This is a genomic window from Fontibacter flavus (assembly GCF_042432905.1).
GTDB lineage: Bacteria > Bacteroidota > Bacteroidia > Cytophagales > Cyclobacteriaceae > Fontibacter > Fontibacter flavus.
In genome coordinates this window covers 63,917-90,393 of record NZ_JBHLWI010000027.1, presented here as the reverse complement: position 1 = coordinate 90,393, position 26,477 = coordinate 63,917, and the positions used below count along the sequence as shown (strand labels likewise).

The following is a 26,477-nucleotide window of genomic DNA, read 5'->3' as shown; positions in this document are numbered from 1 at the left end:
TAAAGCCTAATAGAACTGATTTCGTCAATTCATTTTAAATTCAAATTCTTTGAGATGATTTTCCTTGAAGACTATCCACTTTCATTCCGTCTTCTTATAATCATCCATCAAAATATAAAACAATATGGCCAATTTTTATACTGAAGCCAGACAAAATATGACCTATGTTGTCCTTATTATCGTTTCTGGCAGTCAAAGAGCTTTGGGAAATTGGAATTACCTGGGGTTTTTAGAAACAAAAAGGATCGGTCTATTATGTTGATCCTTTTTGTTTAGATATTGTAAGTTTGTCAATGATTAGAATCCAGTACTATATCATATTGATGCAATAGCCCCGGAAGTCCATAAATAGAAAATTTTGCTTTTTTGATACGGTTGTTTTCAGGATCAATGGAAAAATGAGAAGCTGTTCTCAAATCTGCTTTTTCTAGATTAGTCCTGTCAAATAGGGCTTTCAGCAGATCACAGTGAACAAATTCAGACCCGGACAGATCGCATTCGGTAAAATCCACTTCTTGTAATTGACAATGTCCAAAGTATGTTTTTTTGATTTTAGTCTTGTAAAAAGAGGAGTGGTTGAGCTGGCAATTTTCAAACCTGAAAGTAAGCCCAAACTCATCACACTGATCCCAGCGGATGCCCAGCATTTTGCAATGGCTGAAAATGCAGTCCTGAAAAGCTGTTTTGGCTATTTTTGCCAAGCTGAGGTTGCAGTCCACAAATTGACATTCCTGAAATCTGATTCCGGAAATATCGGTATTGGAAAAATCACACTGTTTGAAACTGCAGTTTTCATACTCTCCTTTAACCAATGGCTGTTCTTGGAATTGCTGTTTTTCAAAAGTCCTGCTTTCAATAAATGTCATGGGAAAGGATGCTTTGATAGGGGAATACATACGAAGGTAAGGTTTTTAATTCCTAAAAACCTTACCTGATTATCTGCTTATCTTTTAAGTTGTGGATAAGGCACAAACTCAGTTTCCCCAGGGACTTCAGGGAATCTTTGTTCTATCCAGTCTTCTTTGGCTTCTTTGAGTCTTTCCTTACTAGAGGAAACAAAGTTCCAATCTATAAACCTTTCTTCAGGGAATGTTTCTCCCCCGAAAATATACACTGTGGAGTTTTCCCCTATTTCAAACTCACATAGTTTGCTGTTATGAGCAATCAGGATTTGTTTGGGTTCATAGCTATTGCCTTCAATGTCTACCGAACCTTCTAGTATGTATAGACCACTCTCGCCATAAAGGTCATCACCGATGTTGATTTTTTGACCTGAGCTGCTCTTGATTTCAATAAAATACAGTTTGCTGTGCACCGGAACAGGGGATTTTTTGCCAAAAGCTTCTCCTGCAATCAGTTTGAAGCTGACGGGCCCTTCTTGCCAAGAGGGAATATTTTCTGCCTCAATATGCGTGAAGGTGGGTTCTGACTCTTCCAGAGATTTGGGTAAGGCCACCCAAATCTGCAGTCCGTGAAGCCACTTGTCTGTATCGCGAAGGTATTCAGGCGTTCTTTCAGAATGAACGACCCCTTTGCCGGCGGTCATCCAATTGACAGCTCCCGGTTTGATTTCCATTTCGGTTCCAATGCTGTCACGGTGCATTATAGCTCCTTCAAACAAGAAGGTCAGGGTAGACAGCCCAATATGGGGATGGGGCAATACATCCAGATTTTCACGCTCACTCATTTTTACTGGCCCCATATGATCGATAAATACAAAAGGGCCTACGGATCTTTTTTGACGGAACGGTAACAGGCGCCCCACCAGAAAATTTCCAATGTTGGCAGCACGCTCTTCGATAATGAGTGAAATATTTGACATAATGATAAAGTTATGGTTTATGGATGTATTGCTTCCTTCTGCTTCAATCAATCTTCTAAATATCCGAATTTTCCCATATTGTAATCCTCAATTGCCTGAACGATTTCCTGACGGGTGTTCATCACAAATGGGCCATGGGCAGCAATAGGTTCGTTGAGCGGTTCGCCACTCAGGATGAGCACAACTGCCTCTTCATTGGCTTCGATTTCGAATGAACTGCCATTGTTTTCAAACAGGACCAAGTGATCTGTTGGTACCTTTGCTTCCTGATTTACGGTGATGCTGCCTTCTATTACCAACAATACCGTATTGAAATGAGAAGGGAAATCAAAGCTGGCTTTGCCGCTTTTATTTAATTTTGCATTCATCATGTTCACGGGACTGAAAGTACTGGCACTTCCTTTTAATCCTTGGTATTCACCTGCAATCACTTCAATGATTCCAGCTTGATCAGGGAGCGTAAACTTTGGCATTTGTGCATTGGCTATACCTTGGTACTTAGGGGCAGACATTTTATCCTTTGCGGGAAGGTTGACCCAAAGCTGTACCATTTGAAAATCACCACCGGCTTTGCTGAAATTTTCTTCATGGTATTCTTTGTGCAAAACCCCGGAAGCTGCAGTCATCCATTGTACATCACCTTCGCCGATAATTCCCCCCCCTCCGCTGCTGTCATGATGGGCAACTTTGCCTTTATAGGCAATGGTCACGGTTTCAAAGCCACGATGAGGGTGTACACTTACTCCCCTAGGTTGGTCTGTGGGTGGAAAATAGAATTTTGAATTATAATCCAACATGATAAATGGATCCATTCTTTTCATGTCCAGGCGATATCCACTTGGAATGAAGTTATGTACACGGAATCCGTCCCCAACATAGTGAGGTGCTCTTGGAGCTGCTACCAATTCAATATTTCTCTTTGTCATCTGATTTGTATGTTGATATGATACAAATTTATGGTAGTTCAATATCCTGTACATTGACCTATGTTAAGAAGTCAATTAGGCTTGAAATTTCTCCTTGCCAATTCCTTTCTCACCCTGCTAAGGCTTTCAGGTGTGATACCCAGATAAGAGGCCACCATCCATTGGGGTACACGCATCAGAACATCCGGGTACAAGGACACAAAATCCAAATATCTTTTTTCAGCATTGGCACCAATCAACAAATTGATCCGGTTCTGCAATTGACGTATATGGTTGTGCAAGAGGTATTCATTGTAATTTCTATATTCGGGACTGATTCCAGAAGCTTTAATTGTAAACTCCAGATCAAACATCACCACCCTGCTGTCTTCAATGGCATCTATGAAGTAGGTGGAGGCTTTGCCAAAAAAGGTGCTTTCCCGATCGCTTACAAACCAATTCTCAGGTGCAAACTGCAGAATATGCTCCTTGCCCTCTTCATCAATGGAATACATCCGGATTAGACCTTTCTCTACAAAGAAGGCATGTTTACAAACCTCTCCTTTGGAAAGTAAAAAATCATGTTTCTTCACCTCTTTGGTGGTCACAAGATCCATCAGTTTTGGTAAATCCTCTGATTTGACCATTACTTTTTCTTTGAGGTATTTATAAAAATTGTTTTGCATCAATGAAAAGTTGGTTTACTCATCATGTTAATTATTCAGATTTTATACCCTAAGTGAAGCCCTAAAGCCTCTGACTCCATAGTAAGATTCCGCACCATTATGGTAGATAAATGTCCTTCCGAAGCGCTTGTCCCCAAAAATGGCCCCGCCTTTTTTTCGGATTTCCACAGGTGTTTCGAGCCAGGAAGAGGTTTTGGTGTCAAAATCTCCCAAGGTCTGTAAGTAGAAGTATTCTTCTTCTGTCAATAGGTTGACTCCCATCATATCTGCCATAGCCTTGGCGCTGTTTTGGGGCTTATTGGCCTTCCTTGAATCCAGTGCGGTCTGATCATAACAAAAACTTCTGCGTCCTAAGGGCGTCTCTGCCGAACAGTCGAAAAAAACAAATGCACCACTGGAAGAATCCTGGGATACCACATCCGGCTCACCTCCTGTATTTTCCATGTCGTAAAGGCTGCTCAGCTTATCAGGGAATTCCAAAAGCCTAGTCTTGACCTGTTCCCAGATAAGATTTGGATGTCGTTGAGGATTCTGGTTAAACCTGGATTGAAGGATTCCCAAGTATTCTTCTTCTTGTTGTGGGGACAATTTTTTCATCGTTGGCAAAGAGTATTAAGAAATACAATTTATGGCTTTTTGCCAGTTTTTCCTTCAAATCAGTCCCAATTCAACTTTCCATAAGCATCAAAGGAAGTTGCCCAAATAGAAAATTTTCCATTATTTTTTGCCCAATCCCATGAGCTGCTTCATTCCTGAAAAGATAAAAGGAAACTGAGGTACACTGTTCCGGATTTTGAATTCTTCCCAAAAACCACTTTCATTGGCCAAGAAAGCCAAAATTCTTTCAGGATCCACACGCTTAAAAAGACTGGTAAATATCTGTTCACCGCTCATGCTTTTGCTGAGCAACACATCCAATAAGGTCCTGTCATACCATTCAAACATTTTCTCCCTAAATGTTGGTACCACTACAGGCGATTGATTTTCCTTGAGAAGTGCGATGATTTGTCCGATATGCTTTTGCACGAACTGAAAGGTGTAGCCCGTACTGGGTTTGGTATAACCTCCAGCCGTTCCGATATTGATGATTCTGTTGCTTTCACCCATAGAAGACCTGAACCTAGCTAAAGACATGGGAATTACCCCAAATTCTGAGTGCGTAATGGTATAATCACTGATGCCCAGCTTATCCTTCATATAGGACCGGAGCGCCTCTTGATATTCTTCTTCTGGCAAGACCCTCTCTGTAAACAAGGTGTATTCCACCAAAGCCTCCCTTTCGCTTGTTGGCAGCACATACATAAAGGTAGTGCCATGGTTCTGCGGTAATGTAAAGTCCATCAACGTGCCTACCTTTGGATTGAAAATGGGGTTCTCCGTGTGGATGTACCATCCCAAGAAATGCTGTAAGAGGGTATTTTCCTCTGTCATTTTTGGGTGGAAGAGTGAAGTAGAGTTGAAGATGTACGTTGCCGAGAAGTTCCCTTGATCAGTTTTTACAGTGGCCATCCCCGCTTCTTCTAAAATATCCTTGATCTGTGCTTCCAGAAAAGTTACATTTTTGAATGTTGCCGCAAAATTCAGTACAAAAGGATAAAAATCTCCGGACTGTATCATTTTGTAGCGGTATGATTTCATCCGAAACTCCTTCGATACTTCAGGAGAAAAAAATTGTAAAGTATCCCAATAGTGGCAGACCAAAGATTCAAAAGGCCCGGGTTTATTTTCCCAAAAGCACCAGGTACGGTCATTTTGGTTTTTTCGGGCATTGTCGATGACCAGGATGTTTTTCTGCTGTAAGCTTTCTTCTTTGAGTAGTCCATACAGTAAGCTCAAACCTGATAGACCTGAACCGGCAATGATATAGTCGTATGTTGTTGACATATGCAATTTCAAGAGGGTAAATTCAAAAACGCTTACTAGTAATACCCTTTTACAGGTCTAGTGTTTTTGGAATCTCAAAAGATCGGGATTTTTCTTTACCCATCATCGATAGGTGCCAATGAAATCTAGCATTATCGTTTCAATTCAGATTGGCTAAAATCCATCTTTGTCTTTTCAAGGCAACCTAGGATCATCCCCATGGCTTTGTCAATGGTTTCCAGTTTGGTTCTGAAGGACAAAATTGCGATCCGGATCACAAATCTGCCATCTAACATGGTGGAGCTTAAAAATGCAGTCCCGTCCTCATGGATATGATGCAGTAATCGTCTGTTGAAATCATTTTCATCTTTTGGATAAGGAAACCAGAAATAACTGACCGATAATTCTGGTTCTGGGCCAACCTGAAAACCAGCGGCAATCAATTGCTTTCTGAAATAGGTAGTCAATAGAAGTTTTTCTTCCAAACTTGCTATAAAAGGTGTAATTCCGTGAAGTTGCAGGGGCAACCACATCCTCAGTGCTCGGAAATGCTTGGTCAGTTCGGGTGATACGTTGGCCGGGCTTTTGACCAAATCCTCGGAAAGGGCATCCTGCATGTAGTTAGCCATGTAGAGATTAGAGTGGAGGACAGCATCAGCATCTTTGACCAGTACAGCACCAATGCCATATGGAAGGAACATGCCTTTGTGCGGATCCACTACCAGGGAGTCAGCTCTTTCAATACCCTTGAATTTATCCTTTTTGGAAGTCAGGATAAAGAAACCACCATAGGCAGCATCCACATGGAACCATAGACGGTGCCTTTCCGAAATATTGGCAATCTCATTCAGGGGATCAATTGCGCCAACATCTGTGGTGCCGGCTGAAGCGATGACCAAAAAAGGAGAAAGTCCTTCTGATTTATCTGCATGAATTTGTTTTTCCAAAGCGAGAGTATCCATTCTATAATGCCTGTCAAGCGGGATATAACGGATGATGACATCTTCCAAACCTATGATCCTTAGGGATTTTTGGATACAATGGTGGATCTGAGGGGTCATATAAATGACAGATTGGAGGATGTGTTGGTTTTTTACTCCATACTTATCTCTTGCTGCTGTCAATGCGATCAGGCTGGAGATAGAACCGCCTGAGGCCAGATTTCCCACAGCATTTTCCGGAAAGGAAAATAGCTTTTTCAGCCAGTTGATGATGACATTTTCCATGGCGACTGCTCCTGGAGAGGCAAAAGCAATTCCGGCATATTCATTGGAAATAGCAGCCAAAAAATCTCCCAATGAGGCTGAAAATACACCCCCACCGGGTATGTATCCCATATGTCCGCCTGAGGCTGCCCGTATTCCAGGTTCAAATACCTCTTCTTGGATAATATCTAAGATCTCCTTTATGGTTTTCGGTTCTTCCGGGATTAAGAAGGATTCCATTTTTGGCTCTTGCTGCTGGTAGGCCTTTGCTGTCGGCAAGTTTTCAAGGAACTGATTGGCTGATTCCGTAACTTTTTCCAAGAGTTGCTCTCTATCCGGTAATGCTGTTTCCAACTGATTGGCAATTTCTTCCTGCGCTTTGATTTTTTTGATCAATTGATCCATAGTGGGCGATTGAAGTATTAATTGGGCTTTCTGCGCAAACTGGGGCAGTGAATACTTAAAAATACCTGAAAAATATGATATGCCCACTTAGCTTGTAAAAAAGTCAAAAAGATTTTATGCCAGAGTTTGGGAAGATGCCTTAAGACTCCTAAGCCAAGACCTACTTCCCTTTTATATCATCTAACCGATTTTCACAGATGTCATGGTGAGAGAACCGGCAAGAGGTTGATCATTGAATAAGTTTACCGGTTCATTCGGCGCTTTCAAAGCCAAGGCATAAAGTAGAGGAAGATAATGTTCTGGTGTTGGAATGGCCAAATCAAAGGCTTTACCTTGGGAACGGAAATTGATCAAGGGCTGATGCTCTCCGCTCAGGATATGTGCTTTCATTTTTTCATTGGCTTCCACTGCCCAATCAAAGCCGAAGGTTTCATGCAGCCTTCTCCACTCCACCATTCTCAGATTATGCACCATATTACCACTTCCAATGACCAGGATACCTTTTTCACGTAATGACTTGATTTCTCTTGCCAGTTCGTAATGGTATTGTGGAGCCTGACTGTAATCTATGCTCATTTGGATTACCGGAATGTCAGCTTCCGGATACAAATGTTTGATCACAGACCAGGCCCCATGGTCAAGTCCCCATTTGTCATCCAGCCCAACCTCAGTTATGGTGATGAGCGATTGGGTTTCTTTGGCCAGTTCAGGGCTTCCCGGAGCAGGATATTGTACATCAAACAGGGCTTTGGGAAATCCTCCAAAGTCATGGATGGTGGGCGGGTTTTGCATGGCTGTGACAAAAGTACCTTTGGTTTCCCAGTGCGCCGAAATACACAGGATGGCGTTTGGTTTTGGAATATGCCTTGCAATATTTCTAAATCCTTGCACAAATTCATTTTCCTCAATGGCATTCATTGGGCTACCATGCCCCAGAAAAAGGACAGGCATTTTTGGGGTCTTACCAAGTGGCGCAGTCATTTTGTTTAAATCCTGTAATTTCATTGCTGCTAGTGTTAAGGGCCCCGCTGCAATGAGCGGGACCAGTTTTTTCAAAAAGGATTTTCTGTTCACAACAGGTTATTTTGAAACCAATCGCCACATGGCACCATTTTTAGTGCTGATTTTTGCAAGATGACCAGTCAAGGTCAATTTATCCAAAATCTGTTCACTTTCAATCCTTGGCGTACCAGACAATTCTGTAAATTCTTTGGCAGTGAGTGTTGGAAATTTAGCAAATAAAGACTCCCAATTTTTTTGGTATTCCTTTTTGTTTACTTCCGAACCTAATTTTAAAACTGCAATTTCATAAAAGGCATAAGGTTTTGTCCCATATACAAATTCTGTTTGACCATCTTGATCAGAGAAAAACAGGGATGGAAAACCCCTTACACCCATCTCCTTTGCCAATTTCAAATCTTCCAGGAAAAGCTCCTTGGCCTTACCTTCAAGATCAGATTCAAACTGTGCGACATTCAATCCGACCTTCCCGGCTGCTTCAACCAATTGTTCCTTTTTGGCAATATTCCTTTTTTGTAAAAAAACCATCTCACGGATTTCACGAAGGAAGGATATGGCTTTTTCATTATCCTGAATCTGTGCAGCCTTGAAGGCTATAGAAGGTGGATAGGAGGAATCCAATGGATTTTCTAACCAAACATCCCCATCGATAGGCATATCATAGTGAAGGCTGACTTCATCCCAATGATGGGCGACATCAGAAGCTTTGCTGATCCCACCACTGTTGTAGCTCCAATCAGGCAACAATCCGCCCATTCTGTAATCAATATCGATGAAATGACCGTATTCCAATTTAAGCTTTCGGAGTTGTGGTTCGATACCCCAACAGGATGAACAGATAGGGTCAGTAAAATAAATCACTTTGATAGCCTTGGTGGGAGATGACATTTGGGTATATGTACCAACTTTGTTTTCCTCATCAGGGATTTCACACATTCCGGTTTCAATGTCGCATAACAGTGGATTGACTTGTTCTTGCATTATATGGTTTTTTTTGTGAAAAAGATTATAGGTTATTAAACTCTTGTGGAGTACTATTTACTCAACGGGCAAGGTATCCACCATCTACATTGTAATAAGCTCCAGTGACGAATGAAGCTTTGTCTGAATTCAACCACAGGGCTAATTCCGCCACTTCATTAGACGCGCCCAATCTTCCCATAGGATGTAGGCCTACCAAAGCTTTCAAGGTATCATCATCCAAAGATTTAAGCAAAGGAGTCATAATATAACCCGGACCAATAGAGTTGATTCTAATGTTTTGTTGTGCATATTCCAGGGCCGCGGCTTCAGTCAGCCCTATTACTCCGTGTTTGGAGGCTACATAGGCGGAAGAATTAGGAGTGCCAACTTTTCCCAGAATTGAGGCAACATTTACAATGCTGCCACCACCTGATTTAAGCATAGCAGGGATTTGGTAACGCATGCCATAGAAAACGCCGGAAAGATTGATGGCAATGGTTTTGTCCCACCCATCAATTGGATATTCTCCGGTAGGTGCCAAAGGACCACCGATTCCTGCATTGTTGACAGCAATGTCCAGTTGACCAAACTTTTCAAGAGCCTGTTCTACTACATTTTTGTGGTCTTCCGAATTGGAGGTGTCAGCTTTCACAAAAATCGCTTCACCGCCTTTGGCTTTGATCTCAGCGATTGTCTCTTGGCTACCATTTTCGTCAATATCTGAAATGACAATTTTGGCTCCTTCAGAGGCATACAAGAGGGAAATAGCTTTTCCAATGCCAGAGCCACCACCTGTGACTATGGCTACTTTTTGATCTATTGTTTTCATCTTATTTAGTATTTTATTGGTTGTTAAAAATCACTTATACAAAAATACAACGTCAAAAAGGGCAATGGGTAACAGTTTTTGGAAGAAGAGTTGTAAAATCAGGAAAGGAGTTTTTTCATCTCGTCCCGGAATTCTGAAGGGGTTTGGCCAGTGCGTTTTTTGAACACATTCGTAAAGTAAGCCTTTTCATTGTAACCCAGATCAAAACCAATTTCGGAAATATTTTTGTCAGAATAAGTCAATTGGTTTTTGGCTTCAATGAGTTTTCTGGTTTCAATGATTTCACTGACAGTTTGCTGAAGAATGTTTTTGCAAATCAGGTTGAGGTTTCTAGCGGACATAAAAAGTTTTTCGGCATAAAATTCCACGCCAAGGGGTCTATGGTAGTTTTCTTCCAGGATCTGTAAAAAGCTTTGTAAGGTAGTATTTTGGGAGTGGGTCAATCCGACTTCTTGTGGTATTATCTTATTCCTTTCTGATTCAATCATGATAAATAATGCAGTCAGCAAATGTCTTACTACACTTAAATCAGGATTTTCTTGCTGCATTTCGCCTTGTATGATTTCACAGATGGTGGTCAGGCGCTTGAAGCAATAGTCATCTGCCAGTTTGAGCATCGCATGGTTATGGTAATTGGCATAAAGCTGAAAAGTGATTTCCGGAATAAATTCACTTTTGAAACGCAGTACCCACATATCACATTTTCCGTTTTTTAATTTTGGGATGGCCCGATGGACTTTTCCTTTGGTCACAAAACTCACCAGAGGAGCGTCAAGGACGGTATTTTGAAAATCTATGAAATGTTCCAATTGGCCTTCCATTCCAATGACCAACTCCTCATAATCATGTTGATGCGGGTCATTAGGTGAAGCGCTTATTTTAGCAGCTTCTACACTGCCTACTTTAAATATTTGGAAGAGCTGATTCATCGATACTAAGGTAAAAACTTAAGTAATTGTGTTGGACTGATCTAAAAGAAAAAGATTGATATAAATTTGACTATTGGCATGATTGCAGAGGATTTACCCGAGAAAAGTATTTTTTTTAATCCATCCCTGCAAAAAGAATTAACAAACGCTTAATTACAACTTCCTGATCTATAAAGGTTTATTTTAAATAATTTTTGATTGTCTGGATATTTTATTCGTATCCAATACCTGAATTTCAAATCAGAAGGCAATCCAATCCTAATTATATGATCGAAGGCTTGCATTTTATCTTCATCAAAATTTCATGATGAAAAACAAAAAAAGCGGGACCTATTCGGTCTCGCTTTTTACTTGAAGTTCTATTTCTTCTCCTGTTTCGTCCAGGAATTTATACTCCGTCACCGGGAGTGAAGAGTCTCGTATCAGTTTTACCCACTTAAAGTATTTGAAAAACCACCTTACCCTTTGGGATATGAATCCATGCGTAAAGTAAGCATAGAGGTAAGGGTGTAATCCTATGTGGATATTTGAAACATTTTGGATCGTGGCAATATGCTCTAGGTCTTTTTCCAATTGATCGGCCACCAAAATAGAGGCCTGAATCTTTCCTGTTCCACCGCAAGCGGGGCAGGTTTCTTTTGTGACAATATTGACTTCAGGTCTCACGCGCTGCCTCGTAATTTGCATTAGACCGAATTTGGTCAACGGCAGGACGGTATTCTTGGACCTGTCATCTTTCATCTCTTCCCTCATCGCATCGTAAATGGCCTTTTTGTTTTCGGCCTTTTTCATGTCGATGAAGTCGATGACGATGATGCCTCCCATATCTCGGAGGCGTAATTGTCTTGCAATTTCTTTTGCGGCAACCAGGTTGGTTTTTAAAGCTGTTGTTTCCTGATCGCTTTCTTGGTTGGATTTGTTACCACTGTTGACGTCGATGACGTGAAGGGCTTCGGTATGTTCTATGATAAGATAACCGCCCTGTGGCAGACTGATTGTCTGACCAAACAAGCTTTTGATTTGCTTTTCGATTCCAAAATTTTCAAAGAGCTTCGCTTTTCCGTTGTAAAGCTTAACAATTTTTTCCTTTTCAGGGGCAATTGACCTGATGTAAGACCTGATTTGATCATAGATCAATTCATCCTCTACGGTGATTGCGTCGAATGACTCGTTGAGCAGGTCTCTTATGATAGAGGAAGCCATGCTCATTTCTCCAATGATCTTGTCGCGACTTTTGGCCTTGGCCAATTTCTTCATCCCATCTTCCCAAGTTGTGAGCAGGTTTCTCAGATCTTTGTCCAGTTCGGTGACTGATTGACCTTCGGCAACTGTTCTGATGATGACACCAAAATTGGCGGGTTTGATGGAAGTGATTAAGCGTACCAGTCTCTTTCTTTCTTCAGCGCTGCGTATCTTTTTGGATACGTTGACTGTGTCGGAAAAAGGCACCAGTACAATGTAGCGACCAGCGATGGAGAGCTCACAGGAAAGCCGTGGTCCTTTGGTAGAGATAGGCTCTTTGACTACCTGTACCAAAATCTGGTGATTTTTAGAAAGGACATTGGAAATCTTTCCAAGCTTTTCTATATCACCATCTTTCTCAAATCCCTTTAGGTTGACATTGGGATAGTTATTGTTGCGTACCAGTTTGGTAAACTTGTTGAGGCTATTGATCTGTGGACCCAGGTCCTGGTAATGCAGGAAAGCATCCTTTTCATAGCCTACATCAATAAAGGCTGCATTGAGCCCATTGACAATTTTACGGACTGTACCCAAGTAAATATCCCCTACCTTGAATTGGTTTTCTCCACCCTCAGAGTGGAGTTCAACCAGATTCTTGTCTTTGAGAAGGGCAATACGACTGCCGTTTTGAGCCGAATCAATGATTAATTCTGTGCTCAATCGTGTCTGTTTTTATGATTTAAATGAACGTACTGTGTAAAAACTCAAAAAGAAGAAGTGTATCACTTCTTCTTATGTCTGTTTTTTCTAAGTCTCTTCTTACGCTTGTGCGTAGCGATCTTATGTCTTTTTCTTTTTTTACCGCAAGGCATAGTTTTAAAGATTTAAAGTGGAACAATTATTTATAGCCTTTCCAGGTAACTCTCTACACTCGCCAAGACCATTGGGTCTGAGGTCATGCCTTGAACCAGCTGAAACTGCTTTTTAGCTTTGTTGTTTTGTTTGGACTCGAAGTAACTCACTCCCAGGTAGAACTGACCTTGAAGGTTCTCAGGATGATAACGAACCAATTCCTCGAATCGTTCCGATGCCCTCTTGTACTGACCGGACTGCATGGATAAAATGCCCATATTGAACAAGCCATCTTCATTGGTCGGGTCCTCTTCCAGAATTTCCCTCAGCATGGTAATGCCCTGCATAGGATTGGACGAAGATACATAAGTCATCGCCACTTTGGTTTTCAGGTCCAGACGTTTTGGATCTTTTTCCAAAACTTTATTCAAATAACTTCTGGTTTTGTCTGCCAGGAAAGCTATTTTTTGATCATTCATGGCAAAATTGAAGGCTTCATAGTAGGCATTGCCTGCTTTTTCTATCCTTTCTGTGGTTTCAATTTTGATGGCAGCCTGCTCCAAAAAGTAAGCTGCTGAATCAAATTTACCGATTTGGGTGTATAATGAAGCCAAAGAATCTGCCAAGATAGCAAACCTTTCCTTATTATCCTCTTTTTCCAGTTTTTCGGCAACAGCAGCCAAAGCTTCTCTTACCTCTAAGGCAACTGGGGCATCATGCATTTCCTGTACATCCGGAGTGGTGGAAGCAGGGGCTTCCTCACCTGCGATCTCTTGGCCCTCATCGTTGTCTACGACAACTCTTGGTAGGGAATACAGAAGCCCGATGGCTACAATTCCAAGTACAAGGATGATGATCTGGGATTTTTTCATAAGGAATTAGGCTCTCAGGATTAATCCTGAGGAGCCAGTTCTTTAATTTTTTTGCTGTTTTTGATTTTCTCAATAAACACTTTAGAAGGCTTGAAAGCCGGCACATAATGCTCGTCGATCACGATAGCAGTGTTTTTAGAGATGTTTCTGGCGATTTTTTTAGCTCTCTTCTTGTTGATGAAGCTGCCAAAACCTCTTACATAAATATTCTCTCCCTCCGCCATGGAATCTTTTACCACTTTGAAGAATGCCTCAATGGTTTGAGTTACATCGTCTTTCTGGATTCCAGTTTTGTCCGAAATCTTGGTGATTACTTCTGCTTTAGTCACTGTTTGATGAATTTAAATTATTATCGAATAAGCTTAACGACCTATTAACCAACTATTTTTGGGACTGCAAATTTATACGAAGCAATTCAATATAAAAACAAATTGCCCAAAATTAGATTGAATTGTTTAACATTGTCTTAACAGCTTAATTTCGTGTGTTTTGAATTTTGAAGCCTTTGTCCATAGATTATTGGAGTGGTACCCCCGCCATAAGAGGGATTTGCCTTGGAGAAACACCGATGACCCATATATCATTTGGTTGTCGGAAATTATTTTGCAGCAGACCCGCGTAGCGCAAGGATTGCCATATTTTATTAGATACGCAGAAAATTACCCAAGTGTTCAGGATTTGGCCGCAGCACAGGAGGAAGAGGTGATGCGATTGTGGCAGGGTCTTGGATATTATAGCAGGGCACGTAATCTCCATGCATGTGCAAAGGAAGTGGTCAATAGTCATGGAGGAAAATTTCCGGATAATTATAAATCCCTACTTCAATTGAAGGGAGTTGGTTCCTATACAGCGGCTGCAATTGCTTCTTTCGCCTTTGGTGAATCCGTGGCAGTAGTGGACGGCAATGTGTTCAGGGTTCTGAGCCGTTATTTTGGTGTGGATACGGAAATTGCCAGTACAAAGGGCAAAAAAGAATTTGAAGCATTGGCCAACAGGATGATTCCAAAAGACAGGCCAGGTGAGTTTAATCAGGCCATCATGGAGTTTGGGGCCCTGCAGTGTGTACCCAGAAATCCGGATTGTGAAAGTTGTCCGCTCAAGTCAGGATGTTTTGCTTATCGAAAAGGAGTGGTGGGGGAGCTTCCTGTCAAAATCAAGAAACTGAAGATTAAGGAAAGGTATTTTCAGTATGCACATATTATATGTGGTGAACATGTGGTGCTCAAACAAAGGAGTGCTGGGGATATATGGCAGCACCTTTTTGACTTTCCTTTGGTAGAAACAAGCCCAATTTTGGACGTTAATCGGATATATCCGGATATTTTTACTTTGCTTGAAGATTTTGAGACAAAAGTTGTCCTAAATCCTGATCAGATTTACAAACATGTCCTCACACATCAAAGAATTTTTGCCAACTTTGTAAAGTTCGTGGTGGAGGAAAAAGAACTCAACAAGCTTGAAAAGTGGGCAAATGCTAAAGGTTACTTGTTGGTCGATCAGGAAAAGCTGGACAATTTGGCCAAACCGAGGTTAATTCTGAGGTATTTGAACGAAGAGAAATAATCCTTAAATTTAACATGGACTTTTTGTTAAACATTTAAACAACAACAAATTATGGCCGGAGTAAATAAAGTAATTTTAGTAGGCAATTTAGGAGCAGATCCTGAAGTGAAGCATTTGGAAGGAGATAAAGTGGTAGCCAACCTGAGGTTAGCGACTACTGAAGCTTACAAGGACAAGATGGGCAACAGGGTGGAAAACACCGAGTGGCATGATTTAGAGCTATGGGACGGACAGGCTAGAATCGCTGAGCAATATCTTAAAAAAGGGATGCAGTTATTCGTAGAAGGTAAAATCAAATCTGATACCTGGCAGGACGAACAAGGTAATAATAGGAAAAGAATGAAAATCAGGGTGCTGAGTTTTACCATGCTGGGGGGTAGACCTGAGGGTGCTGGCGCTCCTTCCCAAGGAGCACAGTCTTATAATCATAATGTCTCGGCTCCTTCACCTGCACCAAGCATGTCTGGAGGGAGTGCGGAGGATGATGATCTGCCATTCTAAAACAAATATTGAAGAATTGGTCAAGAATTGATTAATTTTGCAATAATCATTTGAATAAATTAATGGACGACCCATACCCGAGTCTTATGTTGCTGGCTGAAACCAATCCGGTTTCAGCCGGCTATATTTTAGGTAATGCAATAATTTTTATGCTTTTGTTGCTTGCCTCTGGCCTTGTTTCCGGCTCAGAAGTAGCGTTTTTTTCCCTTAATTCAGAAGATCTTGCTGATCTCGACGACAAAGGAGATAAAAGAGCCAATAAAGCCATTCAATTGGTTGAATCTCCCAAAAATCTGCTCAGTACGGTATTGATTTTGAATAACCTCATCAATATCGGTATTGTGACCTTAACTACCTTTTTTGCCTGGACAGTTTTTGGAGCCAACGCTACAGGGATTATTATTATTCTTGTTCAAACGATTGGTGTTACTTTCGCTATTGTGTTTTTTGGGGAAATTGTACCCAAAGTCTATGCCACCAAAGCTAAGATCGAGTTTTCATTGATGATGGCGCCGATTATTTACTTTTTCTCCTATCTGCTCAAACCGCTTTCTGCTATGCTGATGGCCATGAGCAATGTGATTGAAAAAAGAATTGAAAAGAAAGGCTATTCTCTTTCTGTGGATGAACTGCATCAAGCACTTGAAATCACCACAGAAGACACCTCAGAGGAAGAAAGGGACATCCTAAAAGGTATAGTGAATTTTGGAACCCTATCTGTCCGACAGGTGATGCAGTCAAGAATGGACATTACTGCTGTTGAATTGGAAACAGACTTCCATGAGCTTATGGATAAAATCAATAAAAGCGGTTATTCCAGAATTCCGGTATATAAAGAAACCATTGATAACATTGAAGGTATTTTGTATATCAAGGATCTACTTCCCTATATTGAGCAGGATGAGGATTTTGCTTGGCAAAATATGATCCGAAAAGGCTTTTTTGTTCCGGAAAACAAAAAAGTTGACACCTTACTAAAAGACTTTCAGAAGAAGCGAGTACATATGGCTATCGTCGTGGACGAATATGGCGGTACATCCGGTCTTGTAACCCTAGAAGATCTGATCGAAGAGATTATTGGGGAGATCAATGACGAGTTTGATGATGTTGATGATTACTTTTTCAAAGAATTGGACTCCCACACCTTTGTTTTTGAAGGAAAGGTTTCCCTCAATGATTTCTGTAAAAGACTGGACATTGATCCTCAGATTTTTGATGAAGTGAAAGGAGAAAGTGAATCCCTCGGAGGGTTATTGCTTGAAATCAACTCCAATCTTCCTAAAAATGGTTCAAAAATACAGTTTGACATGTTTGAGTTTACCATCTTGGCTGTAGACACTAAGAGGATCAAGAAAGTCAAGGTGCATATTAAAGGTCTGGAAAAGGAAATGGAAGGTCATAACGAAGATTAAGAAGAGCATCTACACGAATAATTTGCCTCTTTTTTTTCCTTATTTTTCTGTTGACAATGTTGGTTGATTAGCCATAAAATGATAGTCTGTCTTTTTCCCCAAAATCTTTGAACTTAATCTGATATTGTTTTGGAGGTAATTAGTAGAATATTTTTTAATCATGTGCCCAATTTGACGTAAGTTGGAGCCTGTCTCTGACGCTGTTTTTTGGAACCAATTCTTTCTATGTATTTGAAGCTTTTGACACTTTTCTTCATCAAGAATAATAGGTGTTCGTAGAACAGGGTTCAAAATCCTAGCCCTTGTTTTTAGTAAAATGCATATAGAATAATATTCTTATTTTTTATAAAAATGCAATATTATAGTTTGCGCAATGAAATAGGGATTTTACTATCATGCACTATTCCTAAAAAATCAGTATAAAAAAAACAGAAAAAATTTCCGTAAAATTCTTATAAACCTGTTTTTCATATTTTTACATGAATTTTGAAAATTTAAGTATTTTTAAACACTATAAAATTGATAAATTTTAATTAAAATATAAAAATAAGTGTTTTTATAAACCATTAATTAATTTTTATAAAAGTTAAACAAGTGTTCATTTTGATATAAACTATTCATAATTAGCGCCTTTATATTGCTTCTATTTTAATAAAAGGAAATAATTTTGTAATTTTTGCAACTTAATTCGAAAACCTATTAAATAATAATATAATGATTGAAGGACTATATCGTGACGAATTTGAACACGATTCCTGTGGTATTGGAGCGGTGGTTAATGTGAAAGGGGTCAAGAGTCATGAGACCATCAGTGACGCCCTATTTATGCTCAGCAATATGGAGCACAGGGGTGGCCGTGGTAGTGATCCAAAGACCGGTGATGGAGCAGGGATATTGATACAGATTCCCCATACATTTTTAAAAGAGGTGACATTTAGGGCAGGGTTCCCGATTCCTGATGAGGGAAGTTATGGTGTGGGGATGACTTTTTTTCCAAGAAATAAACAGCTGTATAAAAAATCCAAGGCCTTACTCAACAAGTTGATAGAGGATCTGGGCTTTCACTTATTGGGTTACCGGGATGTACCGGTGGACGTGACGGTGCCTGGTTCGGGGGCACTAGAAGTAATGCCCAATATTGAAATGGTATTTGTCAGCCATCAGGATGGACTGAGTGGTATTGACTTGGAGCGTAAACTTTATGTATTGCGGAATTTCGCTACTAAGACAATCAATAGTAATATCCCAGGTGTCAATTCCGCCTTTTACTTTGCCAGTTTCTCGGCTTATACCTTAATATACAAAGGACAGTTAAGGACAGATCAGGTACTGCCTTTTTACAAAGATCTTCAAAACAACAAAATCACCTCAGGGCTGGCGATAGTTCATTCCCGGTTTTCGACCAACACCTTTCCTAACTGGCGATTGGCCCAGCCATTCAGGTATCTTTCCCATAACGGTGAGATCAATACAATTCGCGGTAACCTCAACAAAATGAAATCCAAGGAGACTTTGATGCGTTCCATGTATTTCACCGATGAGGAGTTGTCCAAGGTCATGCCGGTAACCAACAAATACAATTCCGATTCAGCCAATCTTGATGCTTTGGTGGAACTGCTTACCCTTAGCGGAAGATCGCTTCCCCATGTGATGATGATGTTGGTTCCTGAAGCATGGCAAGACAATCAGATGATGGATAAGGATCGAAAGGCTTTTTACAAATTCCATGCAGCGCTGATGGAACCCTGGGATGGACCTGCTGCGCTTATCTTTACTGATGGAAAATCTATTGGGGCTACTTTAGACAGAAACGGTCTGCGTCCTTTGAGGTATTTTATCACCAATGACGGCAGATTGATCCTTTCTTCTGAGGCAGGTGCCTTACCTATTAGGGAAGCGACAATTACCGAAAAAGGAAGAATCAGCCCTGGCAGAATGTTGATGGCTGACTTGGAAAAAGGAAAAATCTCATTTGATGAAGAAATTAAATCTGCTGTCTGTGACCATAAGCCTTATGAAAAATGGGTCAGGGAAGAAAGGCTCAAACTGCGCTTGATGCCTGATCCTGAGAAATTGGAACACCCATACAGTATAGAGGACATTAAAAAAAGACAGACCATTTTTGGCTACACTTCAGAGGAAATCAAAGTCGTACTTTCCCCTATGGGAGGGTCGGGTTATGAAGCACTTGGATCTATGGGTGCAGATACTCCTTTGGCGGTGTTGTCCAAGCAAAGCCAACATATTTCCAATTATTTCAAGCAGCTTTTTGCCCAGGTAAGTAATCCACCGATTGACCCTATCCGGGAAAAATTGGTGATGTCGCTTTTTACCCGTATAGGGGAAAGCCATAATATTCTGGCAGAAAGCCCGAGACATACCAGACAAATACATATTTCCCAGCCGGTATTACTGAATCAAGACCTGGAAAAACTGAAACATTTGGAAGAACAGGGGTATAGATCAATTACCTTGTATGCCCATTTTGAAACGGATCATCAACCAGGCAGGTTACTGGAAGCCCTTAATGAACTTTGTAAAGCTGCTGAAGGGGCCATCTATGCAGGGAAAAACATCATCATCATTTCGGATAGAAACAGCACCGAGCAAAAAGCACCAATTCCAAGTTTATTGGCCATAGGCGCGGTGCACCACCATTTGGTGAAGAAAAAAATCAGGACACGTGCGGGCCTTGTGGTCGAGGCGGGAGACATACGGGAGACGCATCATTTTGCAACGGTGATCGGCTATGGTGCATCTGCAATCAATCCTTACCTGGCATTAGAATCACTGTTGCATCTCAATGAAAAAGGAGCTTTTGGTAAAGCAATCAATCAAAAGCAATTATTCCAGAATTATCAGTCAGCCATAGGCAAAGGTTTGCTGAAGGTACTTTCCAAAATGGGAATCAGTACCCTGCAGTCTTATCAGAGTGCCCAGATTTTCGAAGCCATAGGTTTGGGGCCAGAGGTCATAGACAGGTGTTTCAAAGGTACTGTTAGCCGGATCTCGGGCATCTCATTTGATGAGTTGGCTGAGGAGGTATTGATCAGGCATCATGCGGCGTACGATACTGATAGCCCGATATTGGAAACAGGGGGTGTTTACCAATGGAAAAGAAGAGGAGAAAAACACCTTTTCAATCCGGAGACCATCCATTTATTGCAAAAATCTACAAGACTTAACGATTACAGTTTATACAAAAAATTTGCCCAGAAGATCAATGATCAGACCAAAGATGCGCTGACTTTAAGAGGGCTTTTTGAATTTAAAAAACGGATTTCCATTCCCATTGAGGAAGTGGAACCGGTTGAATCCATCCTTAAGCGTTTTGCCACAGGAGCCATGTCTTTCGGTTCTATTTCCCATGAAGCGCATACCACTTTGGCTATTGCGATGAATCGTATCGGTGCAAAAAGCAACAGTGGTGAAGGAGGGGAAGATGAAATAAGGTTTGAAAGAAAGCCCAATGGAGATTGGGAAAGGTCAGCGATCAAGCAGGTAGCTTCTGGCAGATTTGGCGTTACCAGTAATTACCTGACCCATGCAGAAGAACTGCAGATCAAAATGGCTCAGGGAGCCAAACCTGGTGAAGGGGGCCAATTGCCCGGACATAAGGTTGATGATTGGATTGGTAGGGTCAGGCATTCTACCCCAGGAGTGGGGTTAATTTCTCCTCCCCCACATCATGATATTTATTCCATTGAAGATTTGGCCCAATTGATCTATGATCTGAAAAATGCCAACCGCAAGGCCAGGATCAATGTGAAACTTGTGTCGCAGGCAGGGGTGGGTACGGTAGCGGCCGGTGTAGCCAAGGCCCAATCGGATGTGATTTTGATTTCAGGAGCGGATGGAGGTACCGGAGCTTCTCCTTTGAGTTCCATCAGACATGCAGGTTTGCCCTGGGAACTTGGACTTTCTGAAGCCCATCAAACTTTGGTAAAAAATAACTTAAGAAGTCGGGTAGTCCTCCAAACAGATGGACAGCTCAGAACAGGTAGGGATATTGCCATTGCTACGTTGTTAGGAGCGGAAGAGTGGGGGATTTCCACTGGAGCCTTGGTCGTAGAAGGCTGTATCATGATGCGTAAATGCCATCTCAATACCTGTCCTGTGGGGATAGCCACCCAAAATCCGGAGCTTAGAAAGCTTTTTACCGGTAATCCGGATCATGTGGTCAATTACTTCATGTTTCTGGCACAGGACCTTAGGGAGATAATGGCTTCTTTGGGTTTTGCGACAATAGATGAAATGGTGGGGCAAAGTGATGTGCTGAAGGCCTCTGGCCATATGAACCATTGGAAATGGGATAAGGTCGATTTGTCACCGATCTTCCATAAAGTGGAAGTTCCTGACCATGTGGGCGTACACAAGCAAATTGACCAGGAATTTGAGTTGAAGAAGATATTGGACAGGAAGTTACTGAAAGAAGCCATTCCAGCTTTGGAGCAGGCAAGTCCGGTCAGGGCAAGCTTTAAGATCAAAAACACAGACCGTACAGTAGGCGCCATGCTGTCCAACGAAATTTCGAAAATATACGGAAGTCCTGGATTGCCGGAAGACACCATACAGTATCAGTTCAGCGGTAGTGCAGGACAGACCTTTGGAGGTTTCCTGACCAAAGGAGTGACTTTTGAGCTGGAAGGAGAGTCCAATGACTACTTTGGTAAGGGGCTTTCTGGAGGAAAATTGATCGTGTATCCTAGTCGAAATGCCAATTTTATTGCTCATGAAAATATCATCATCGGCAATGTAGCCTTTTATGGGGCCACTTCCGGTGAAGCCTATATCAATGGTAAAGGAGGGGAAAGGTTCTGTGTCAGAAACTCTGGTGTAAAAGCAGTAATCGAAGGAATTGGTGATCATGGCTGTGAGTATATGACAGGTGGCTTGGTAATCAATCTGGGTGAAATCGGCCGAAACTTTGCTGCCGGTATGAGCGGTGGCATTGCCTATATCCTGAAAGATTACATCCACTTGATCAATCAGGAAATGGTAGACCTGGATCCTTTGAATGAAGATGATTTTGTCACGATCAAGGAGCAATTGAAGGAGCATGTTGGGCATACGAAGAGCCAATTGGCTGCCGAGTATTTGGAAAACTGGGACAGTTATAAAGAAAGGTTTATCAAAGTAATCCCGAGAGATTACAAAGAAGTATTGAGGAAAAGAGCATTAGAACAATCAACAACATTGGTATAAGATGGGAGCGAAAGAAGGTTTTTTGTTATTCAAGCGGGAGTTGCCGGAGTCGCGCTCTCCTGAAGAAAGAATTCATGATTATAAGGAAATATATAAGCCATTCAATGCTGAAAAGCTGAACCATCAAGCAGCAAGATGCATGGATTGTGGCGTACCGTTTTGTCATCAGGGATGTCCGCTGGGCAATGTCATACCGGAGTTTAACGATGCAGTATACCGAAATGAATGGGAAGAAGCTTTTCAAATTCTTCGAAGCACTAACAACTTTCCAGAATTCACCGGTAGGATTTGCCCAGCGCCCTGTGAAGCTTCCTGTGTCCTGGGTATCAATAAAGATCCTGTGGCCATTGAACTCATAGAGAAGTCAATTGCTGAAAAAGCCTATGAGTTGGGCTTTGTTAAGCCAAAACAGCCAAAAAGCAGGACAGGTAAATCTGTTGCGGTCATCGGTTCCGGACCGGCAGGATTAGCCGCGGCAGACCAGCTCAATCAGGCAGGCCATGAAGTGACGGTATTTGAAAAAGACAACAAAGTCGGAGGGCTTTTGAGATATGGGATTCCTGATTTCAAATTGGAAAAGTGGGTGATTGACCGTAGGGTAGAAATTATGGAGCAGGAAGGGGTGATTTTCAGTACAGGAACTGAGGTGGGTTTCAATATCAAAGCCGAGAATATCCTCAGAAACTTTGATGCGGTAGTCATTGCTACAGGTGCGCAACAGCCCAGAGAGTTGAAGATCAAAGGAGCTGACCTGAAAGGGGTACATTTTGCCATGGAGTTTTTGGGAAAACAGAATCAGGTGATTGCAGGAGAAATCAAAGCGAATCCGATTTCCGCAAAGGGTAAGCATGTGATTGTTATTGGTGGTGGTGATACGGGTTCGGACTGTATTGGTACCTCTAACCGTCATGGTGCAAAAAGCATTACCCAGCTGGAATTGCTTCCCAAGCCGCCCCAGCAAAGAACTATTTTGAATCCTTGGCCTGAATGGCCTATGACCTTAAAAACATCCAGTTCACATGAAGAAGGAGCCGATAGGGTTTTTTCTATCCTAACCAAGGAATTTGTGGGAAATCAAAAAGGGGAAGTTACCGGTCTCGTACTGGTAGATCTGGAGTGGAAGGAAGAAAATGGCAGGATGCAGTTTGTAGAGCTTCCGGAAACTGAAAGAACTTTGCCATGTGATTTGGCATTCATTGCCATAGGCTATACCGGTCCTGCAAGAAACGGGTTATTGGAAGCATTTGGAGTTGACCTTATGGAAAACAGCCTTCCCAAATCCAAAGCGTATCAAAGTACGAGCAAAAAGGTCTTTTTGGCGGGAGATATGCGCAGGGGGCAATCTTTGGTGGTCTGGGCAATTTCTGAAGGAAGGGAAGCAGCCGTTAAAGTGGACGAATTCCTGATGGGTACTTCTGCCCTTCCGAAGAAAGACGAAGGATTTTATGAAGTTGAAGAAGAAATCATTGTGCATTCAGATAGTCAGCAATAAGCCTAAGATAAAAGAGTAAGCGTGATAGTAAGTTTAGTTAAGGCTGAACAATTCGCTCAGCCGGAATAAAAAAAGTAGGTCGGTGACCTGCTCTTTTTTGGCAAAAAAAAGCCCGGGTCAATGGCCCGGGCTTTTTACCTATTTAACCAACCTTATCTATGAAAATTATATTGATTCTGTAGTGGTTTTGGGACCTTTTCTTCCTTCACCACCTTTGTAAAATTTTCCGTCCTGTCCGCCTCTTTGTCCCTGTCCTTTTCTCATTTCAGGGCGCTTTTCGCCGGCTCTTCCGGGTCTCATGGCGCCTCTTTCTCGGGCGGAAGCTTTCATTTCAGCATATTTGGCTTTTTGTTCTGGAGTAAGTACGGCCTCAATCTGATCATTTTGTTTTTGCCTTTGGGCATTCATTTCTTCGCGTTTGCCTTCCATCTCTGCTCTTCTTGTCTCTCTTTCCGCTTGTCTTTTTTTGGCATTTTCCAAATGGATATCGTAGATCTTTTTCTTTTGATCTTCGGATAATTCAAGTTTTTCTGCCGTCCTGTTGGTCAGCATCTCGGCCCTTTGTTCAGGAGTTGGCATTTCTCTTTGTTGTCCTCTTTGTGCAAAAGCAGTGAAAGAGAGTGAGAACATCATGGCGATTATTAGTAGCTTTTTCATGGTCTTTTTTTTATGTGATAATTTTTAAGCTGATGGAGGAGTTCAAATCCCGGGTAAGAACTCATTTCTATTGCTGCTTATTTGACGGTTAGACTGATCTCGGAATAGATGGTTTAATCTAGATTTTGGTTTATTATGTTAACAAATCTTAAATTGCATCATGGATAGTTTTTATTATTTCGGGTATGCCAGCAATTTGGATGAATCTACACTGAAAGGCCGTTTGAGACAGGCGCCCAAAAAGGTTGGAGCTGGAATCCTGCCTCATTATGGTTTCAGGTTTAATTTTCCAAACCCCGATGGAAGTGCTAGGGCCAATATCATCCCAAGTCCAAATGAGTCTGTATATGGGATTCTCTATGAAATCAGTGAAGAGGATAGGGATTATTTTTTGAATTCGGAGCCAGGGTATGATTTTGTAACAAAAGAAATATTTACCCATTCCGGTAAAGTGGAAGCATTTACCTTTATTTCCAACAATACAGTTGATGGTATATTTCCATCTCCTGAGTATTGGCAGGTAATTATCAAGGGAGGTCAGGAGAATGAAATTCCCAATACCTACCTTTCCCAAATCCTCAATCGGGTGGGTAGATTAGAATGAAGATATTTTTGGGTCTTTTTTAAGAAAAGAGGGGAAACTAAATCCCTGAATTCATTCGAATAGAAAAGATTTATTAATTTTACCCACCTTTAAAATACGCATAGCAATGGGAAGAGCATTTGAATTCCGTAAAGAGAGAAAATTTAAGAGATGGAGTCAAATGTCCAAGGTATTTACACGCTTGGGCAAAGAGATCGTGATGGCTGTAAAAGCTGGAGGTCCTGATCCGACAAATAATTCCAAGCTTCGGACTGTAATCCAAAATGCCAAGGGAGCATCAATGCCTAAAGACAGGATAGAAGCTGCGATCAAAAGAGCTTCCAATAAGGATGAAAAGGATTACGAAGAAATCGTATATGAAGGATATGGTCCTTTTGGGGTGGCTGTCATCATTGAGACATCAACAGATAATACCAACAGAACTGTTGCCAATATCAGAAGTTATTTTACCAAATCAGGAGGTTCTTTGGGCACCTCAGGATCAGTGAGCTTTATGTTTGATAAAAAGGCTGTTTTCCGTTTCGCTCATGGAGCATTGGACATGGAAGAGCTGGAATTGGAATTGATTGATTTTGGACTGGATGAAATTGCGGAGAACGAAGGTGAAATATTTGTATACACGGCTTTTGAAGATTTCGGCAAAATGCAAAAAGCTCTGGAAGACAGGAATATCGAGATCATTAATGCTGATTTTCAATGGTTCCCTGCGACTACTGTTGAATTGACAGAAGAACAGGAAGAGGACATCAACAAACTGATCGAAAGACTCGAAGAGGATGACGATGTGAACCAGGTTTTCACCAATGTAGCCTAAAAATTTAACGACAGTGGTCTAGATACCGCTGTCACTATTTTATACCAATCGTAATGAATTTCCCGAAAAGAAGAAATATTCAAGAAGACCTTCGTCAAAAACTAGTCATTGTAGGAAGTAGAAATCCAATTAAAATATCCTGTACTGATGCAGCTTTTCACCAGTCATTTGTGGGTTCATTTTTAGTGGAGGGTCTGAATGTGAGTTCAGATGTGTCGCAACAGCCATTTGGTGATGAAGAGACTTACCAAGGAGCATATAATAGAGCCAAGAATTCCAAGAATGTTTTTCCTGAAGCAGATTATTGGGTAGGTATAGAAGGAGGAATCAACCGCGTGGATGGGGAAATGGAAGCATACGCTTGGGTTGTCGTGATGGATAAATCCGGAAAAGTAGGCAAATCCAAAACCTCAACCTTCTTTCTTCCCAAAGCCATTGTTGAGTTGGTTGATGGCGGAATGGAACTTGGTGAGGCAGATGATAAGGTTTTTGATAGAAATAATTCCAAACAGGGCAATGGGGCTGTGGGAATTTTAACCAATGGTGCACTTGATAGAAAAGAATATTACCAACAAGCAGTTGTCTTGGCACTTATTCCCTTTATCAAATCAGAGCACTATCCGGTTTAAGCTATGGCATATTGATAAAATCAATTGGGTTTTAAAATCAATAAGCCTTACCTTTGCATCCTGAAAA

Annotated in this window: 23 protein-coding genes; 8 read left to right on the top strand and 15 right to left on the bottom strand. The window is 41.4% G+C overall.

Annotated elements, in window-relative coordinates; all coding sequences use genetic code 11:
* Positions 1-290 precede the first annotated feature (290 nt).
* From ACFFIP_RS09675 to ACFFIP_RS09610, 14 genes are all read right to left on the bottom strand, one after another.
* Positions 291-896, bottom strand: a complete 606-nt coding sequence (locus tag ACFFIP_RS09675) for a pentapeptide repeat-containing protein (RefSeq protein WP_382387410.1) — start codon at positions 894-896, stop codon at positions 291-293.
* Positions 897-943: 47 nt separating this feature from the next.
* The gene (locus ACFFIP_RS09670) at positions 944-1,822 is read right to left on the bottom strand and encodes a pirin family protein (RefSeq protein ID WP_382387409.1); all 879 of its coding nucleotides are present in this window, start codon (positions 1,820-1,822) and stop codon (positions 944-946) included.
* A gap of 47 nt (positions 1,823-1,869) precedes the next feature.
* Complete coding sequence (locus ACFFIP_RS09665) at positions 1,870-2,748, bottom strand: pirin family protein (protein ID WP_382387408.1); 879 nt, start codon at positions 2,746-2,748, stop codon at positions 1,870-1,872.
* Between the two features lie 71 nt (positions 2,749-2,819).
* Positions 2,820-3,413 (bottom strand): Crp/Fnr family transcriptional regulator, encoded by a 594-nt coding sequence (locus tag ACFFIP_RS09660; protein ID WP_382387406.1) that lies wholly within the window; start codon positions 3,411-3,413, stop codon positions 2,820-2,822.
* A 42-nt stretch (positions 3,414-3,455) separates the two neighbouring features.
* Entirely contained in the window at positions 3,456-4,010 is a 555-nt protein-coding gene (locus ACFFIP_RS09655; RefSeq protein ID WP_382387405.1) for a DUF4256 domain-containing protein, read from the bottom strand.
* A gap of 120 nt (positions 4,011-4,130) precedes the next feature.
* A complete protein-coding gene (locus ACFFIP_RS09650; protein WP_382387404.1) occupies positions 4,131-5,297 on the bottom strand; it encodes a lycopene cyclase family protein in 1,167 nt (388 codons plus the stop codon).
* Between the two features lie 131 nt (positions 5,298-5,428).
* Positions 5,429-6,886 (bottom strand): pyridoxal phosphate-dependent decarboxylase family protein, encoded by a 1,458-nt coding sequence (locus tag ACFFIP_RS09645; protein WP_382387403.1) that lies wholly within the window; start codon positions 6,884-6,886, stop codon positions 5,429-5,431.
* 180 nt (positions 6,887-7,066) lie between these two features.
* Positions 7,067-7,891 carry a 4,5-DOPA-extradiol-dioxygenase gene (ygiD, locus tag ACFFIP_RS09640; RefSeq protein ID WP_382387402.1) on the bottom strand — a complete coding sequence of 275 codons (825 nt, stop codon included), beginning with the start codon at positions 7,889-7,891 and terminating at the stop codon, positions 7,067-7,069.
* A 75-nt stretch (positions 7,892-7,966) separates the two neighbouring features.
* The gene (locus tag ACFFIP_RS09635; RefSeq protein ID WP_382387401.1) at positions 7,967-8,887 is read right to left on the bottom strand and encodes a ClpXP adapter SpxH family protein; all 921 of its coding nucleotides are present in this window, start codon (positions 8,885-8,887) and stop codon (positions 7,967-7,969) included.
* Positions 8,888-8,948: 61 nt separating this feature from the next.
* Entirely contained in the window at positions 8,949-9,698 is a 750-nt protein-coding gene (locus ACFFIP_RS09630) for an SDR family NAD(P)-dependent oxidoreductase (RefSeq protein ID WP_382387400.1), read from the bottom strand.
* 98 nt (positions 9,699-9,796) lie between these two features.
* Positions 9,797-10,627, bottom strand: coding sequence for a helix-turn-helix transcriptional regulator (locus ACFFIP_RS09625; protein ID WP_382387399.1), 831 nt, complete (start codon positions 10,625-10,627; stop codon positions 9,797-9,799).
* 330 nt (positions 10,628-10,957) lie between these two features.
* On the bottom strand, positions 10,958-12,529 hold the full coding sequence (locus ACFFIP_RS09620) for an Rne/Rng family ribonuclease (protein WP_382387398.1): 1,572 nt from the start codon (positions 12,527-12,529) through the stop codon (positions 10,958-10,960).
* A 182-nt stretch (positions 12,530-12,711) separates the two neighbouring features.
* A complete protein-coding gene (locus ACFFIP_RS09615; protein ID WP_382387397.1) occupies positions 12,712-13,533 on the bottom strand; it encodes a tetratricopeptide repeat protein in 822 nt (273 codons plus the stop codon).
* Positions 13,534-13,553: 20 nt separating this feature from the next.
* The gene (locus ACFFIP_RS09610; RefSeq protein ID WP_382387396.1) at positions 13,554-13,862 is read right to left on the bottom strand and encodes an HU family DNA-binding protein; all 309 of its coding nucleotides are present in this window, start codon (positions 13,860-13,862) and stop codon (positions 13,554-13,556) included.
* A gap of 160 nt (positions 13,863-14,022) precedes the next feature.
* On the opposite strand from ACFFIP_RS09610, the gene mutY reads away from it, so the two are divergent.
* The 5 genes from mutY to ACFFIP_RS09585 all read left to right on the top strand — a co-directional run bounded on the left by mutY (position 14,023) and on the right by ACFFIP_RS09585 (position 23,706).
* Complete coding sequence (gene mutY / locus ACFFIP_RS09605) at positions 14,023-15,096, top strand: A/G-specific adenine glycosylase (RefSeq protein ID WP_382387395.1); 1,074 nt, start codon at positions 14,023-14,025, stop codon at positions 15,094-15,096.
* Between the two features lie 51 nt (positions 15,097-15,147).
* Complete coding sequence (locus tag ACFFIP_RS09600; protein ID WP_382387394.1) at positions 15,148-15,597, top strand: single-stranded DNA-binding protein; 450 nt, start codon at positions 15,148-15,150, stop codon at positions 15,595-15,597.
* 62 nt (positions 15,598-15,659) lie between these two features.
* A complete protein-coding gene (gene gldE / locus ACFFIP_RS09595) occupies positions 15,660-17,009 on the top strand; it encodes a gliding motility-associated protein GldE (protein WP_382387393.1) in 1,350 nt (449 codons plus the stop codon).
* Between the two features lie 714 nt (positions 17,010-17,723).
* On the top strand, positions 17,724-22,214 hold the full coding sequence (gene gltB / locus ACFFIP_RS09590) for a glutamate synthase large subunit (protein WP_382387392.1): 4,491 nt from the start codon (positions 17,724-17,726) through the stop codon (positions 22,212-22,214).
* A 1-nt stretch (position 22,215) separates the two neighbouring features.
* Positions 22,216-23,706, top strand: coding sequence for a glutamate synthase subunit beta (locus tag ACFFIP_RS09585; RefSeq protein WP_382387391.1), 1,491 nt, complete (start codon positions 22,216-22,218; stop codon positions 23,704-23,706).
* A gap of 165 nt (positions 23,707-23,871) precedes the next feature.
* Here ACFFIP_RS09585 and ACFFIP_RS09580 read toward each other — a convergent pair whose 3' ends face one another.
* On the bottom strand, positions 23,872-24,363 hold the full coding sequence (locus tag ACFFIP_RS09580) for a DUF4890 domain-containing protein (RefSeq protein WP_382387390.1): 492 nt from the start codon (positions 24,361-24,363) through the stop codon (positions 23,872-23,874).
* 160 nt (positions 24,364-24,523) lie between these two features.
* Here ACFFIP_RS09580 and ACFFIP_RS09575 point away from each other — a divergent pair, with 160 nt between their 5' ends.
* The 3 genes from ACFFIP_RS09575 to yjjX all read left to right on the top strand — a co-directional run bounded on the left by ACFFIP_RS09575 (position 24,524) and on the right by yjjX (position 26,410).
* A complete protein-coding gene (locus ACFFIP_RS09575) occupies positions 24,524-24,967 on the top strand; it encodes a gamma-glutamylcyclotransferase family protein (RefSeq protein WP_382387389.1) in 444 nt (147 codons plus the stop codon).
* 106 nt (positions 24,968-25,073) lie between these two features.
* The gene (locus ACFFIP_RS09570) at positions 25,074-25,781 is read left to right on the top strand and encodes a YebC/PmpR family DNA-binding transcriptional regulator (protein WP_382387388.1); all 708 of its coding nucleotides are present in this window, start codon (positions 25,074-25,076) and stop codon (positions 25,779-25,781) included.
* Between the two features lie 53 nt (positions 25,782-25,834).
* A complete protein-coding gene (gene yjjX, locus ACFFIP_RS09565; RefSeq protein ID WP_382387387.1) occupies positions 25,835-26,410 on the top strand; it encodes an inosine/xanthosine triphosphatase in 576 nt (191 codons plus the stop codon).
* The last annotated feature ends 67 nt before the right edge of the window (positions 26,411-26,477 follow it).